General features: G+C 69.3%; 12 protein-coding genes. 5 read left to right on the forward strand and 7 right to left on the reverse strand.

The features are described from left to right. Window positions 1–202: 202 nt before the first annotated feature. Both IEY88_RS04630 and IEY88_RS04635 read right to left on the reverse strand, forming a co-directional pair. Window positions 203–520 (reverse strand): hypothetical protein, encoded by a 318-nt coding sequence (locus IEY88_RS04630; RefSeq protein ID WP_189153252.1) that lies wholly within the window; start codon window positions 518–520, stop codon window positions 203–205. Then, on the reverse strand, window positions 517–1,542 hold the full coding sequence (locus tag IEY88_RS04635; protein ID WP_189153253.1) for a LacI family DNA-binding transcriptional regulator: 1,026 nt from the start codon (window positions 1,540–1,542) through the stop codon (window positions 517–519). Before IEY88_RS04635 ends, IEY88_RS04630 begins: the two co-directional genes overlap by 4 nt. 145 nt (window positions 1,543–1,687) lie before the next feature. Here IEY88_RS04635 and IEY88_RS04640 point away from each other — a divergent pair, with 145 nt between their 5' ends. From IEY88_RS04640 to IEY88_RS04660, 5 genes are read left to right on the forward strand one after another with little or no spacing between them, the layout of a single operon-like run. Then, complete coding sequence (locus tag IEY88_RS04640) at window positions 1,688–3,301, forward strand: glycoside hydrolase family 13 protein (RefSeq protein WP_189153254.1); 1,614 nt, start codon at window positions 1,688–1,690, stop codon at window positions 3,299–3,301. Window positions 3,302–3,318: 17 nt separating this feature from the next. Beyond that, complete coding sequence (locus IEY88_RS04645) at window positions 3,319–4,683, forward strand: ABC transporter substrate-binding protein (RefSeq protein ID WP_189153255.1); 1,365 nt, start codon at window positions 3,319–3,321, stop codon at window positions 4,681–4,683. A gap of 3 nt (window positions 4,684–4,686) precedes the next feature. Further along, window positions 4,687–5,646 carry a carbohydrate ABC transporter permease gene (locus tag IEY88_RS04650; RefSeq protein ID WP_189153256.1) on the forward strand — a complete coding sequence of 320 codons (960 nt, stop codon included), beginning with the start codon at window positions 4,687–4,689 and terminating at the stop codon, window positions 5,644–5,646. Next, entirely contained in the window at window positions 5,643–6,503 is an 861-nt protein-coding gene (locus tag IEY88_RS04655) for a carbohydrate ABC transporter permease (protein WP_189153257.1), read from the forward strand. Before IEY88_RS04650 ends, IEY88_RS04655 begins: the two co-directional genes overlap by 4 nt. A gap of 34 nt (window positions 6,504–6,537) precedes the next feature. After that, the gene (locus tag IEY88_RS04660; protein ID WP_189153258.1) at window positions 6,538–9,462 is read left to right on the forward strand and encodes a CBM35 domain-containing protein; all 2,925 of its coding nucleotides are present in this window, start codon (window positions 6,538–6,540) and stop codon (window positions 9,460–9,462) included. Window positions 9,463–9,500: 38 nt separating this feature from the next. Here IEY88_RS04660 and IEY88_RS04665 read toward each other — a convergent pair whose 3' ends face one another. From IEY88_RS04665 to IEY88_RS04685, 5 genes are read right to left on the reverse strand one after another with little or no spacing between them, the layout of a single operon-like run. Beyond that, the gene (locus tag IEY88_RS04665) at window positions 9,501–10,490 is read right to left on the reverse strand and encodes an ABC transporter ATP-binding protein (protein ID WP_189153259.1); all 990 of its coding nucleotides are present in this window, start codon (window positions 10,488–10,490) and stop codon (window positions 9,501–9,503) included. Beyond that, window positions 10,487–11,368: an ABC transporter permease gene (locus tag IEY88_RS04670; protein ID WP_189153260.1), complete on the reverse strand. Its 882-nt coding sequence runs from the start codon at window positions 11,366–11,368 to the stop codon at window positions 10,487–10,489. The genes IEY88_RS04665 and IEY88_RS04670 overlap by 4 nt, the downstream gene beginning before the upstream one ends. Continuing rightward, window positions 11,368–12,348 (reverse strand): ABC transporter permease, encoded by a 981-nt coding sequence (locus IEY88_RS04675; RefSeq protein WP_189153261.1) that lies wholly within the window; start codon window positions 12,346–12,348, stop codon window positions 11,368–11,370. The genes IEY88_RS04670 and IEY88_RS04675 overlap by 1 nt, the downstream gene beginning before the upstream one ends. Next, entirely contained in the window at window positions 12,345–13,376 is a 1,032-nt protein-coding gene (locus IEY88_RS45420; protein ID WP_373294019.1) for an ABC transporter ATP-binding protein, read from the reverse strand. The genes IEY88_RS04675 and IEY88_RS45420 overlap by 4 nt, the downstream gene beginning before the upstream one ends. Then, window positions 13,373–15,031 carry an ABC transporter substrate-binding protein gene (locus tag IEY88_RS04685; RefSeq protein ID WP_189153262.1) on the reverse strand — a complete coding sequence of 553 codons (1,659 nt, stop codon included), beginning with the start codon at window positions 15,029–15,031 and terminating at the stop codon, window positions 13,373–13,375. The genes IEY88_RS45420 and IEY88_RS04685 overlap by 4 nt, the downstream gene beginning before the upstream one ends. Window positions 15,032–15,217: the final 186 nt, after the last annotated feature.

Consider the following 15,217-nt stretch of genomic DNA (forward strand, 5'->3'; position numbering starts at 1 on the left):
CGCCCGTCCCGCGCGGCGCCCGTCCCGCGCGGCGACGGGCCGGTGAGTCGGCGGCGAGGCCGTGCTCACCGGCCGTCCCGCTGCAGCGACGGTCTGGGGAGAGGGCCTTCCTCGTTGTGTCACGGGAGTCCCGAGGCGGACCCGGGCCTCGTCAACGATGGGCTGACAATGACTGCCGCAACAACGGCCAGACGGTGTGGACCTACAGGCAGGGACTGGCCGTCGGCGGGTTCGCCGAGGTGTGGCGTGCGACCGGCGACACCTGGTATCTCGACACCGCAATGCGTTTGGCGGACGCGGCCATCGTGAGCCCGGAGCTCACGAGAGGTGGTGTTCGAACCGAGTTCTGCGACGTCGCTCGAACTCCTGCGACGACGACCAGCAGTTCGCACGCCGGCGGGCGGACCTGGGTGTGGGCCGCGGACCGCGACGCGCTGAACCGGATCGGCCGGCGCTGGGCCGGTGGCAGCCCGAACCGGCTCGACTGGCGCACCCAGGCGAGCGGCCTCGACGCGGTCATCGGGAGCTGGGCGGCGCCGTCGAGTGGCGGGTCACCAGGCGCACGTCCAGGACGAGGTGGTCGGCGGGGCGGTCGCCGCCGCCGACGAGGGTGAGCAGGCGGTCGACGGCGTGGGTGGCCTTGCCGACGATGTCCTGCGCGATGGTCGTCAGCTTCGGCGTGATGTAGGCGCTGATGTCCAGGTCGTCGAAGCCGACGACGGACACCCTGTCCGGGACGCCGACCCCGGCCTCCCGCAGGCCCTCGATGAGGCCGATCGCCAGGATGTCCGCGGTGGCGAACACCGCCGTCGCGTCCGGGTGGGTGTCGAGCAGGCGCCTGCCGAGCGCGACGCCGTTCTCGTGCGTTGTGTTCACGGTCTCGACAGGACAGTCCGCAAAGGACACAGACGCTTCTTCGTACGCCTTGCGGAAGCCGAGGAAGCGTTCGTGCACCACGCCCACGTCGGTGAACGACGGGCCGGCGAAGACGATTCTGCGGTGTCCCAGCGAGAGCAGGTGCTCGGCGGCCAGGCGGGCGCCGGTGAAGTCGTCCGAACGCACGCCCGTGGTCAGCGGGTTGTCCGAGTAGCTGTCGATCGCGAGCACGGGGGTAGCGCCGGTGACCTGGCGGCGCAGGTCGGCGACCTCCTCGTCCAGGAAGCCCAGCAGCACCGCGCCGTCGAGGCTCCACGAGCGCAGCGCCTCGCCGATCTCGGACGTGTCGGCGACGCCGCGCAGCAGCAGGTGGTAGCCGCGCTTGCGGAGCCTGCGCTCTATCTGGCCGATGATCGCGATGTTGTGCGGGCTGATCGCGAGGCTGTCCTCGCTGGCGGCGGGCACGAGCAGGCCGATCAGGCGGGACTGGTTGGCGGCCAGGCTGCGGGCCGACGCGCTCGGCACGTACCCGCGTTCGTCGATGATCCGGCGCACCCGCTCGATGGTCTCCGTCGAGACCCGCGCGCTCTTGCCGTTGATCACGTTCGACACGGTCATCACGCTGACGCCCGCCGCCTCCGCGATGTCCTTCAAGGTGACCCGCAAGTGCGCCCCTCCGATTTCCGCCGTTGACACCCACCGTGCCGCAGGCTAGCTTTCCACACCACGCAGATATAGCGCTATACCTACTCTGATCAGCGATGATCGGCGCACTGCTGCGCGCCTGGTCTCGAACGAGGGGAAACGCACCGTGACGACGGACAAGCCGGACGCGCCCTGGTGGCGCGGCGCGGTGATCTACCAGATCTACCCGCGCAGCTTCGCCGACGCGAACGGGGACGGGGTCGGTGACCTCGCCGGCGTGCGGTCGCGCCTCGGCCACCTGCGCGACCTGGGTGTCGACGCCATCTGGTTCACGCCCTGGTACCTCTCGCCGATGGCCGACGGCGGCTACGACGTGGCCGACTACCGCGCGATCGACCCCGCCTTCGGCACCTTGGCCGACGCCGAGGCGCTCATCGCCGACGCCGCCGCGCTGGGCATCCGCACGATCGTCGACGTGGTGCCCAACCACGTGTCCAGCGAGCACGCCTGGTTCCAGGCCGCACTGAAAGCAGGGCCCGGATCGCCCGAGCGCGAACGCTTCTGGTTCCGCGAGGGCGACCTCCCCCCGACGAACTGGCGGTCGAGCTTCGCGGGCGGCACCTGGACCCGCGTCACCGAGGCCGACGGCCGGCCCGGCCAGTGGTACCTGCACCTGTTCGCGCCCGAGCAGCCCGACCTCAACTGGAACCACCCCGACGTGCGGCGTGAGCACGAGGACGTGCTGCGGTTCTGGTTCGACCGCGGCGTGGCGGGCATCCGCGTCGACTCGGCGTCCATGCCGGTCAAGGACCCGGCGCTACCCGAGGTGCCGGAGACCTACGCCGCCGGTGAGCACCCGTTCATCGACCGCGACGAGCTGCACGACATCTACCGCGGCTGGCGTGCCGTCGCGGACTCCTACGATGAACCGCGGGTGCTGGTCGGCGAGGTGTGGCTGGACGACCAGAAGCGGTTCGCCCGCTACCTGCGCGCCGACGAGATGCACTCGGCGTTCAACTTCGACTTCATGGGCCGCCCCTGGGACGCCAAGGAGCTGCGCGAATCCATCGCGTCCACTTTGGACGCCCACGCGCCCGTCGACGCGCCCGCCACCTGGGTGCTGTCCAACCACGACGTGACCCGTCCGGTGACGCGGTACGGCCGAGCGGAGACGTCGTTCTCCTTCCTGGCCAAGCGTTTCGGCGAACCCACCGACCTCGGGCTGGGGGAGCGGCGCGCGCGGGCGGCGGCACTGCTGACGGCGGCGCTGCCGGGCACGCTCTACCTCTACCAGGGCGACGAGCTGGGCCTGCCTGAGGTCGAGGACCTGCCGCTGGAGGTGCTGCAGGACCCGATGCACTTCCGTTCGGAGGGCGTCGATCCCGGACGCGACGGCTGCCGCGTCCCGTTGCCCTGGACCAAGGACGGCCCATCGCACGGCTTCGGGCCCGAGGACGGCGAGCCGACCTGGTTGCCGCAGCCCGAGGGATGGGGGAGCCGGTCGGTCGAGGCGCAGCACGACGACCCCGCGTCGATGCTCTCGCTGTACCGGTCCGTGCTCGAAACCCGCCGCTCCGAACCAGGCCTGCGCGGGGAGTCCTTCGACTGGGTGGACCTGGGCCCGGACGCGATCGCCTTCCGCCGCGACGACGTGGTGTGCGTGGTCAACTTCGGCCCCGACCCGCTCCCGCTGCCTGCGCACCACGAGGTCCTGCTGACCAGCGCCCCGCTCGACGGGACCCGCCTGCCCACCGACGCCGCCGTGTGGCTGCGCGCGTAGTTCCCCCTGGAGAGACGATGAAGTCTTACCGCTCAACACTCGCCGCTGCTCTCGTTCTGCCACTGCTGATGACCGCGTGCGGCTCCAGCCCCGACGACGAGCTCAACGCCGACGGCAAGGTCGTCCTCACCGTCGCCATGGACGCCGGGCTCGAGAGCAAGGCGATCGAGGCGTTCAACGCCCGCGTCGCCCAGTTCGAGCAGGCGAACCCGGACATCGACGTCAAGCCGCAGGAGTACACCTGGACGGCGGCGACGTTCACCGCGCAGCTCGCGGGCGGCACGGCGCCGGACGTGCTGACCGTGCCGTTCACCGACGGCCGCGGGCTCATCGAACGCAAGCAGATCGCCGACATCAGTTCCCGGGTCGCCGCGCTGCCCTACACCTCGGGACTCAACCCGACCGTCGCGAAGGCGGGCCAGTCAGCGGACGGCAAGCAGTGGGCGGTCCCGATCGCCGCCTACGGCCAGGCGTTGCACTACAACCGCACCCTGTTCACCCAGGCGGGACTCGACCCGGACAAGCCGCCGACGACGTGGGCCGAGGTCCGCAGCGCGGCCAAGCAGATCACCGACCGCACCGGTCAGGCCGGCTACGCGCAGATGACCCAGGGCAACACCGGCGGCTGGATCCTCACCACGCTGGACTACGCGTTCGGCGGCCGCACCGAGAAGATCGACGGCGACAAGGCCGAGGCGACCGTCGACACCCCGGAGATGACCGAGGTCCTCACCACGCTGCGCGCCATGCGGTGGGACGACAACTCGATGGGCGCGAACTTCCTCTACGACTGGGCGGGCATCAACCAGGACTTCGCCGCCGGCCGCATCGGGATGTACGTCTCGGGCGGCGGCAACTACGGCAACCTGCTCACCCAGAACGGACTCAAGCCCGCCGACTACGGCGTCGCCGCGCTGCCGTTGGCCGACAAGCCCGACGCGGGTGTGCTCGGTGGCGGAACGCTCGCCGTCGTCAGCTCGAACGCGGGCGAGCGGGGCAGGGACGCCGCCGTGAAGTGGATCGACTTCTACTACATGGGCAAACTCACGAACCAGGACGCCGCCGTCGCCGACGCGAAGACGTTGTCGGAGACCAAGCAGCCCGTGGGCGTGCCCGCGCTGCCGGTGGTCGACCGCGCCACCTACGACAAGCAGCAGGAGTGGGTCAAGCAGTACGTGAACGTGCCGCTGACGCAGATGAAGCCCTACACCGACAGGATGTTCGACCAGCCGCTCGTCACCGAGCCCACCAAGTCCACCCAGGAGGTCTACAAAATCCTGGACACGACAGTGCAGAAGCTGCTGACCGACCGCGGCGCCGACGTCGCCGCGCTGCTCAAAGCGGCCGACGCCGACGCGCAGAGCACGATCGGCCGGGGCTGAGCGGTGGCCGTCCAGTCCCCAGCACGTCCGGCGGCGGTCGTCGCACCGCCGCCGGCGCCCCGGCGCAGGCGTTCTCCGGTCACCTGGGCCCGTCGCGGCGGGCTGACGAACCTGCTGTTCCTGCTGCCGTTGCTGGTGGTGTTCGGGGTGTTCTCGTGGGCGCCGATCGCGCAGTCGGTGGTGATGAGCTTCCAGCGGACGAACCTCGTCGGCCCGGTGCACTTCGTCGGGCTCGACAACTTCGCCCAGGTGCTCGGCGACCCGCTGCTGTGGACCGCGGTCGGCAACACGCTGTGGTTCGCGGCGCTGGCACTGGTGTTCGGCTACCCGATCCCGCTGGTCGCCGCCGTGCTGATCAGCGAGGTCCGGGCGCGGCGCGGCCTGTTCAGCGCGCTCGCCTACCTGCCGGTGGTGGTGCCGCCGGTCGTCGCCGTGCTGCTGTGGAAGTTCTTCTACGACGCCAGCCCGTCCGGGGTGTTCAACACCGTGCTCGGCTGGGTCGGCCTGGGTCCGTGGCAATGGCTGCAGGACCCCGGCAGCGCCATGCCCGCGTTGGTGCTCGAGGCGACCTGGGCGGCGGCGGGTGGCACGGTGATCATCTACCTGGCCGCGCTCGCCGGGGTGTCCGCCGAGCAGTACGAGGCCGCCGAGATCGACGGCGCGGGGATCTGGCGCAAGATCTGGCACGTCACCCTGCCGCGGCTGCGCGGAGTGCTGCTGGTGACGTTCATCCTGCAGATCATCGGCACCGCGCAGGTGTTCCTCGAACCGTTCCTGTTCACCGGCGGCGGCCCGGCCAACTCGACGATGACGGTCCTGCTGCTGATCTACGACTACGCCTTCGGCAGCAGCCTCGGTGGTGACTACGGCGCCGCGACCGCGCTGAGCATCATGCTCGCCGCCGTGCTGGCCGTCCTCTCGGCCCTCTACCTGCGGGTGACGAAGTCCTGGAGTGCGACGTGAAGCGCGGGCTGATCTCCCCGTCCGAACGGGCCACCCCGGCGATCCGCCGGACGCTGCGCGCGGTGCAGGCGTTGCTGCTGGGAGGGTTGCTGCTCACCGGTCTCGGGCCGATGCTGTGGCTCGCCAAGGCCGCGATCACGCCCACCCAGGACACCCTGCGCGCGCCGCTGACGATCTTCCCCACCGGTGTCGACCTCGCCAACCTGGTCACCGCGTGGACGCGGGTGGAGATCGACAAGTACTTCCTCAACACCGTGGTCCTCGCCGCCGGGTCGTGGTTGGTGCAGCTCGTCGTGGCCACCACGGCCGGGTACGCGCTGGCGGTCCTGCGGCCCCGCTACGGACCACTGGTCACCGCGGTCGTGCTCGGCACGTTGTTCGTCCCGGCGATCGTGCTGCTGGTGCCGCTGTACCTGACGGTCGTGCGCACCGGGATGATCAACACGTTCTGGGCCGTGTGGCTGCCCGCCGGTGCCAGCGCGTTCAACGTCGTGCTGGTGCAACGGTTCTTCGCGAACCTGCCGCGCGAGGTGCTGGAGGCCGCACGGGTCGACGGCGCCGGTCCGGTGCGGGTGTTCTGGTCGGTGGTGCTGCCGCTCTCGCGCCCGATCCTGGGCGTGGTGTCGGTGTTCGCGGTGGTGGCCAGCTGGAAGGACTTCCTCTGGCCGTTGCTGGTGCTGCCCGACCCGGCGGTGCAGCCGCTCTCGGTGCGGCTGCCCGCGTTGCAGCGCTACGTCGAGCTCGACGTGTTCCTCGCCGCGCTCGCCATCTCGTCGGTCATCCCGGTGGCGCTGTTCCTGGTGTTCCAACGGCTGTTCCTGCAGAGCGGTGCGCTCGAAGGCGCGGTCAAAGGCTAGGCCCTGTCCCGATTCGCCTAGGAGAACAACAACGATGTTGAGAAAACTCCCCGCGGCCGCCAAGGTCGCGGTACTGGCTGCTGCCCTCGTGGCGGGCGGCATCACCGCCGTCTCGGCCGCTCCGACCGTCCACCAGGCCGAGTCCGCCGCACTGTCCGGCGGCGCCCGCGCCGAGACCGAACACTCCGGGTACACCGGCAGCGGGTACGTCGGCGGGTTCACCGACGCCAACCGCGGCAACGCCGCGTTCACCGTCACCACGAGCGGATCGACGGCCGGGGCGAACCGGCTGGTCCTGCGTTACGCCAACGGAACCGGCGGCGCGCGCACCGTCACCCTGGCCGTCAACGGCGGCATCCGGCAGCTCTCGCTCCCGGCCACCGCGGGCTGGGCGTCGTGGGGGACGGTGAGCCAGGACGTCACCCTGAACGCGGGCGCCAACACGCTCGCCGTGCGCTACGGCAGTGCCGACAACGGCAACGTCAACATCGACAGCCTCTCGGTGGAACCGGTGGTCCCCGCCGCCGGTGTCGTCGAGGCGGAGGCTGGCGGACTGTCCGGTGGTGCACGGGTGGAATCCGAACACGGCGGGCACACCGGCAGCGGGTACGTCGGCGGGTTCACCGACGCCAACCGGGGCGCGGTGGCGGCGTTCAGCATCTCGTCCACGGCGACCAGGGCAAACCTGGACCTGCGCTACGCCAACGGAACCGGCTCATCGCGCACCATGACCGTGACGGTGAACGGTGCGGCACAGCAGGTGTCGCTGCCCGCGACCGCGTCCTGGAGCGCGTGGGCGACCGCGAGCATCGCTGTCACCACCGCCGTCGGATCCAACGCTGTCGCGGTGTCCTTCGGCAGCGCCGACAACGGCAACGTCAACCTCGACAGCGTCGCCCTCTCCCCGGACAACAGCACCCCCACGCCGGAGGGCACCGTCGAGCTGGAGAGCGGCTTCCTCGGCGGAGGTGCCGTCACGGCCACCACGGCGGGCGCGACCGGATCCGGCGCGGTGTCACTGCCCGGTGCGGGCGCGCGGGTCATCCGGACGATCAACCAGACCGCGGCCGGCACCGCCACCATCTCGTTGCGCTACACGGCTTCCGCGAGCGGCACCGTCACCACCTACGTCAACGGCGTCAAGGGCGCGCAACTGAACCTCACCGGCGGCAGCGGCTGGCGCACCGCCACCCACACCGCGACGTTGCGCGAGGGCCTGAACATCATCGGCTACCAGGACGCGGCGGGCGCGCAGCTCGACAACATCGCCGTGACCGGCTCGACCGCCCTCGCCGCACGGGGCGCGACCGTCCCGTTCACCACTTATGAGGCCGAGGCCGGGACCACCACCGGCACAAAGCTCACCCCGGGCCGCAAGTACACCACCGACGTCGCCGAGGCTTCCGGACGCGGCGCCGTCACGCTCACCGGCACCGGCCAACACGTGCAGGTCACGCTGACCAAGCCCGCCAACGCCCTCACCGTCCGGGCGAGCGTTCCCGACGGCACCACCGCGCCGCTGGCCGTCTACGCGAACGGCACCAAGATCCGCGACCTGGCGCTGACCTCCAAGTACAGCTGGATGTACGGCGGCTACCCGTTCGCCGAGGGCCCCGGTGGGGCACGCCCGCACCGCTACTTCGACGACGCGCGCGTCCTGCTCCCGCAGACCTACCCGGCGGGCACGGTGATCCGCCTGGCCAAGGACACCACGGCCAGCGCGTACATCACGGTGGACCTGCTCGACGCCGAGGTCGCCACCGCGACGCCCGCGCCCGCCGGGTACGTCGACGCCCGCACCCACGGCGCCAACGCCGGTGACGGTGCGGACGACAGCGCCGGCATTCGCGCGGCCGTCGCCGCTGCCCAGGGCACCGCGACCAAGGGCGTGTGGCTGCCCGCCGGTGCGTACGACCTGAACAGCATCGTGAACGTCAGCGGCGTCGACGTGCGTGGCGCGGGCATCTGGCACACCGTCCTCAGTGGAGCGAACCGGCGCGGCGGGTTCGCGATCACCGGTGCGGGCACCACGATCGCCGACCTCACCTTCGACGGCGACGTCACCACCCGCGACCCCGACGAGGCACCGAACTCGGACTCGTTCATCGAGGTCGAGTCGGGCTCCGCGTCGACCGTGTTCAACGTCGCCGCCAACCATGCCAAGACGGGTCTGTGGCTCAAGCAGGCCGACGGCTTCTACGCCGCGGGTCTTCGGGTGCGCAACACCATGGCCGACGGCCTGAACATCAACGGCAACAACGGGCCGGCCAACAACGTCCGCGTCGAGCAGAGCAGCTTCCGGAACACCGGTGACGACGGCATGGCGATGTGGTCCTGGAACCCGAACAGCGCCGTCAGCCGCAGCGTGTTCGCGTTCAACACGATCTCGCTGCCGATCCTCGCCAACGGCGCCGCGATCTACGGCGGCACCGACAACAGGATCGAGGACTCCCTGATCAGCGACACGGTGTTCAACGGCGCCGGGGTCATGGTGTCCAGCTGGCACGACGCCAAGCCGTTCGGCGGCACCACGGCCGTGCAGCGCACCACGCTGACCAGGGCCGGTACCCGCAACTGGGACTGGAACACCCACACCGGTGCCGTCTGGGTGTTCGCCGAACGCGCCGACATCACCGGGGCACTCGTCCTGAAGGATCTGGAGATCACCGACTCCAGCTACCACGGCCTGTTGTTCAGCTGGAACAAGGCGATCTCCAACCTGACCGTCGACAACGTCCGCGTCAACGGCACGGGCGGGGCGACCGAGGCCTTCACCGACGACAAGGGTGTCGCCGTGTCCAACGCGGGCTCGCACGGCCTGCACTTCAACCTGGTGACCGGCACCGGGCGCTTCGACCGGGTGGCCGTGTCGGGTGTGAAGGGCACCGGCAGCCAGGGCATGGCGAACGACGAGAACCGCTACACCGTTCAACGCGGCACCGGCAACTCCGGCTGGTAGAGCCAGGTGCGGCGCCCCGTCCGGGGCGCCGCACAGGTTCACGACACGGCGACCGGGTGCAGCCAGCAGGCCACCGACCGGTTGTCCCTGCTCTGCCCCAGCACGGGGACCTGCTCGTCGCAGACGTCCAGCGCTCGCGGGCACCGCGGGTGGAACGCGCACCCGCTCGGCATCATCCGCAGGTCGGGCGGCGAGCCGGGAATGCCCGACAGCTCCCGCCGCGGCCCCTTCAACGCCGGGAACGAGCGCAGCAGCCCGTCGCTGTAGGGGTGCAGGGGAGTTCGGTAGAGGTCCGCCGACACCGCCTCCTCGACGACCTGCCCCGCGTACATGATCGCGATCCGGTCCGAGAACTCGGCCAGCAACGACAGGTCGTGCGTGATGAACACGACCGAGAAGCCGAGACGTTCACGCAGGCCGACCAGCGTGCGCAGGATCTGCCGCTGCACCACCACGTCCAGCGCGGTCGTCGGCTCGTCCATGATCACGACGCGCGGTTCCAGGGCCAGTGCCATCGCGATCATCACGCGCTGCCGCATGCCGCCGGACAGCTGGTGCGGGTAGCTGTGCAGTCGGTCGGAGGCGATGCCGACCAGGCTGAGCAGCTCACGGGCCCGGTCCTGCCGGGACTGCGGGGTCGAGCCGGCCGAGTGCGCCTTGAGGACGTCCATCAACTGGGCCGAGATCCGCTGCACCGGGTTGAGCGAGTTGATCGCGCCCTGGAAGACGATGGCGATCTCCGCCCACCGCAGCCGCCGCAGGTCCGCGTCGCGCATCCGCAGCAGGTCGACGGTCGTGCCGTCGTCGAGGTGGTAGATCACCTCACCGCCCGCCACCACGCCCGGCGGTGGCAGCAGCCGCGTCATCCCGTAGGCCAGAGTGGACTTGCCGCTGCCCGATTCCCCTGCCAGTCCGAGGACCTCGCCGCGGTGCAGGGTCAGGTCGACGTCGCGGACCGCGCGCACCGCGTCCGGGCCGAGTCCGTAGTCGACGTCCAGCCCGCGCACCTCGAGAATGCGATCCTTCATGACGTCTCCTTGGCGAGCACGGGGGTGAAGCCGACGCGCATCCGGACACCGCGCATCGAGAACCGGGTGCGCAGGCGCGGGTTGACGTACTCGTCGATGCCGAAGTTGACCAGGGACAACGACGTGCCGAGCAACGCGATCGCCAGGCCGGCGGGCACGAACCACCACCACGCGCCCTGGGCGAGCGCCTGCTGCGACTGGGCCCAGTAGAGGACCGTGCCCCAGTTCCAGCCGCCCGCGTCGGAGACGCCGATGAACGCCAGCGTGATCTCGGAGATCACCGCGAACAGCACGGTGCCGACGAACCCGGACGCGATCACGGCGTAGAGGTTCGGCAGGATCTCGAAGAGGATGATCCGCCACGTCGACTCGCCGTTCGCCCGCGCCGCCTCCACGTAGTCCCGCCGGCGCAACGACAACGTCTGCGCCCGCAGCACGCGCGCGTTCCAGGCCCACGAGGTCAGGCCGATCACCAGCGCGATCGTGAGGTTGCTGGTCTCGGGCAGCGACGAGGTGATGATGATGATCAACGGCAGCGCCGGGATCACCAGGAACACGTTGGACAGCGCCGAAAGCCCTTCCGACGCCGTTCCGCTGAGATAGCCGGCGGTGATGCCGACCAGCACCGAGAGCACGGTCGCGACGACACCGGCGACGGCGCCGACGAACACCACGCTGCGGGTACCGGCGAGCACCTGGCTGAAGATGTCCTGACCGAGGTGCGTGGTGCCGAACCAGTGCATCGACGACGGAGGCTGCAGCAACGCGTTGCTGCGCATCGACGGGTCGAACGGCGCGATCCAGGGACCGATGACGGCCAGCAGGACGAACACGACCAGCATGATCACACCGGTGAGCGCCTTGGCGTTGGTGCGCATCAGGCCTCCCTGCGGGTGCGTGGGTCGAGCGCGAGGTAGGCGACGTCCGCGAGGAGGTTCGCCAGCAGCACGGACAGCGTGATGACGAGGAAGATGCCCTGCAGCAACGGGTAGTCCTTGGCGCCGACCGCCTGGAACAGCTGCAGGCCGAGACCGGGGTAGGAGAACACGATCTCCACCAGCAGGGTGCCGCCGACGATGAACCCGAGCGCCAGCGCGAAGCCGGAGACGTTGGGCAGCAACGCGTTGCGGGCGGCGTAGGCGAGCATCACCCGGCGTTCGGGCAGGCCCTTGGCGTGCGCGACGGTCACGTAGTCGTCCGACGACACCGTCACCATCATGTTGCGCATGCTCAGGATCCAGCCGCTGACCGACGACACCAGGATCGTGAACCCGGGCAACAGACCGTGCTGCACGGTGCTGCCGATGAACTGCCAGTCCCAGTTCGGCACCAGTCCGATCTCGTAGGCGCCGGACGCGGGGAAGAAGCTGCCGGGTCCGGTGAGCACGGCGATCGCCACCAGGCCCAGCCAGAAGTACGGGATCGACGAGACGAACGTGGTGACCGGGATCAGCGAGTCCGCCCACGTGCCGCGCCGCCAGCCCACCACGGCACCGGCGGCGGTGCCGAGCAGGAACCCGATCACCGTCGTGATGCCGACCAGCCCGACGGTCCACGGCAGCCCGTCGCTGATCACGTCCGACACGGGGCTCGGGAAGAACGTGAACGACATCCCGAGGTCACCGCGCAGGAGTTGACCCAGGTAGGAGAAGTACTGGCTCGCGAGGCTCTCGTTCTTGTCCAGTCCGAAGAGGACGTACAGCGACCGGACCGCCTCGCTCGTCATCTGCCCGCGCTGCTTGGTGATCAGCGCCTGCACCGGGTCGCCGGGGATCATCCGCGGCACGAAGAAGTTGATCGTGACGGCGGCCCAGGCGGTGAGCAGGTAGAAGGCCAGCCGTTTGAGGAGGTAGCTCACGCGGCCTCCTCCCGGTACAGCCAGCACGCGGCGAAGTGCCCGTCGCCCAGTTCGAAACGCGGCGGGACGTCCGTTCGGCAGACGTCCATCGCGAACGGGCAGCGGGGGTGGAACCGACAGCCCGGCGGTGGCTCGATCAGCGACGGCGGTTCGCCGGAACCGCCGTCCTTCTCCTCCACAGCCGGACGGTCGGGATCGGGGGCCGACTCGATCAGCAACTGCGTGTACGGGTGTGCCGGCTTCTGCGTGACCTTCTCGCTGTCACCACCTTCGACGACCTGACCCGCGTACATCACCACCGTCTCGTCGGCGAAGTACCGCGCGGACGCGATGTCGTGCGTGATGTAGAGGATCGACAGGTGCAGCCGTTCCTTCAGGTCGCGCAACAGGTTGAGCACACCGAGCCGGATCGAGACGTCCAGCATGGACACCGGCTCGTCCGCCAGCAGCACCTCTGGGCTCGCGGCCAGCGCCCGTGCGATCGCGACGCGTTGCCGCTGCCCGCCGGACAGCTCGTGCGGGTACCTGTCGAGGTACCGGTCCGCCGGGGTCAGGTGGACGCGGGTCAGCAGGTCCGCGAGCGACTTCTCCAGGTCGTCGCCGCGGTTGCCGTGGATGGTGAGGGCCCGCGTCAGGTGGTAGCGGATGGTGTGCACGGGGTTCAGCGAGGCGAACGGGTCCTGGAAGATCATCTGGACCCGTCGGCAGTACGCTTTGAACTTGCGCCCGTGCGCCCATCCTCGCTGCACGGCGACGTTCTGGCCGTGCAACCGGATCTCGCCGGACGTCAGCGGGTAGAGCTGGGCGAGCAGCCGCGCGACCGTCGACTTGCCCGACCCGGACTCGCCGACGAGCGCGGTGACGTGGCCTCTGCGCAGTTGGAGAGACACCCCCTCGACGGCGCGCACCGCCTTCTTCGTTCGGGAGAACGGTGCGCTGATCGGGAAGTGCTTGGTGAGGCCGTCGGCCTCCAGAACGATCTCTGTCGAGATCGTTCCGGAGACCGCCGGCGCTACCTCGGCCGTCACGAGGCAGGCCTCAGCTTCAGCACGATGTCGAGGGCGTTCTCCAGCGTGGGCTGCACCGGGGCGTACTGGTCCTGCTCGCTCGGCCAGCCGACCCAGTTCTTGGTGCTGTACTGGCCGCCGCCGTTGGCCGCCGAGGTGATGATGACGGGCATGTCCTGCACGAAGATCTTCTGCAGCTCGTGCAGGGCGGCGTTGCGGACGGACTCGTCGGGAGCGTTCGCGAAGTCGTCCAGGGCCTTGGTGGCGGCGGAGTTCTCGTAACGGCCGTAGTTGCCGTTCACCCCGGGCGTGCCGATCGGCTTGTACAACGCACCGTCCATGATGGACTGGTAGATGTCGTAGAGCGTCAGGCCGTTGTTGGTCCAGTGCATCGCGGCACCGAAGTCACCGGTGTCGAGGGCCTTCGTCCACGCGTCGGCGTTCTGCAGGTTGACCGTCGCGTTGATGCCGATCTTGGCGAAGTTGTCCTTGATGATCTCCAGGTCGGTGACGTAGTCCGACCAGCCCGACGGCACGGTCAGCGTGATCGTGACGGGAGCGCCGTCCTTGCCCTTCAAGGTGGTGCCGTCGAAGGTGTAGCCGGCCTCGGTCAGCGCCTTCTTGGCGCCCTCGACGTCGACGGTCACCAACTTGCCCTTGAACTGCGGCGCGATGAACGACTCACCGGCGGGCGTCGGGATGCCCGTGATGTTGTCGACCTTCGGGTAGAAGTACCCCGCCTCGCCCTGCATGAAGATGTCGTCGCGGTTCACCACCATGTTCGCGGCGCGGCGCAGGGCAGGGTCGTCCCACGGCTTCGCCTTGGTGTTGAACCAGAGTCCGTGCACGCCGAGCACCGGCGGGAACCACAGCTTGTGGTTCTTCGGGTCCTTGCTGGTGTAGGCGGCCTGGTAGTTCGGGATGAAGGTGAAGCTCCACTCCGCCGCGCCGGTCGCGAGCGCGTTGGTCTGCGCGTTGTTGTCGCTGTAGGAGGTGTAGCGCAGCTCCTTGACCTTCGGGAGCTCCTGCCAGTACTTGTCCCTGATCGACAGCGTCACCGTCTGCGGCGTGAACGACTTCAGCGTGTACGGGCCGCTGCCGACCGGTTCCTTCAACGTCTCGGTCGAGGGGTTGGAGAACGTCGACCACTGGTGCTTGGGCACCACGAACTGCTCGAGGATCTTCTTCTGGTTGACGAACTGCGACTTCGGGAAGCCGACGGTGACCTCGCTGCCGGAGAACGAGATGTCCTGGTACGGAACACCTTCGATGTTCAGCCCGGGGTTCTTCTTGAGCAGCTCGAAGGTGTAGGCCACGTCCTCAGCCGTCAACGGCTTGCCGTCGGACCACGTCACGCCGTCGCGAATCGTGAGCGACAGCTTGTGGAAGTTCTCCGACCAGGTGAACTTCGTTGCCAGCCAGGGCTTCGGCTGGTCGGTCACCTTGACCTCGTTGACCATCGCGAGCGGTTCGAACAGCAACCGCCGGTAGCCCAGCGACGAGGACGCCGACGAGTTGAGGAACGGGTTGTTGTTCTCCGTTTGCGGTCCGTTCGGCATACCCACGTTCAGCACGCCGGCGGAGTTGCCGGTGCTGCCGGGGTTCGTGGCCGAACAGGCACCGGTGAACGCCAGGGCGGTCGCGGTGACGGCAGCGCAAACACGCCTGATTCTCATGGAAACTCCTTGTTCTCCAACGAAAGCGAGAAGAATCAAGTGAGCGCTGGGAGAAGGTGACCGCGCGTGCCATCGCGGGTGGGGCCGGTGAAGGCCCCTGGTCGCCGTAGAGTAGACGCCTGACCTCACGGGCAAGTCAATAACGAAGAGGTCACGACCCGAGGCTTATTTTTAGGCGCGAACTAA

This window comes from Lentzea pudingi (assembly GCF_014646255.1).
Classification (GTDB): Bacteria; Actinomycetota; Actinomycetes; order Mycobacteriales; family Pseudonocardiaceae; genus Lentzea; species Lentzea pudingi.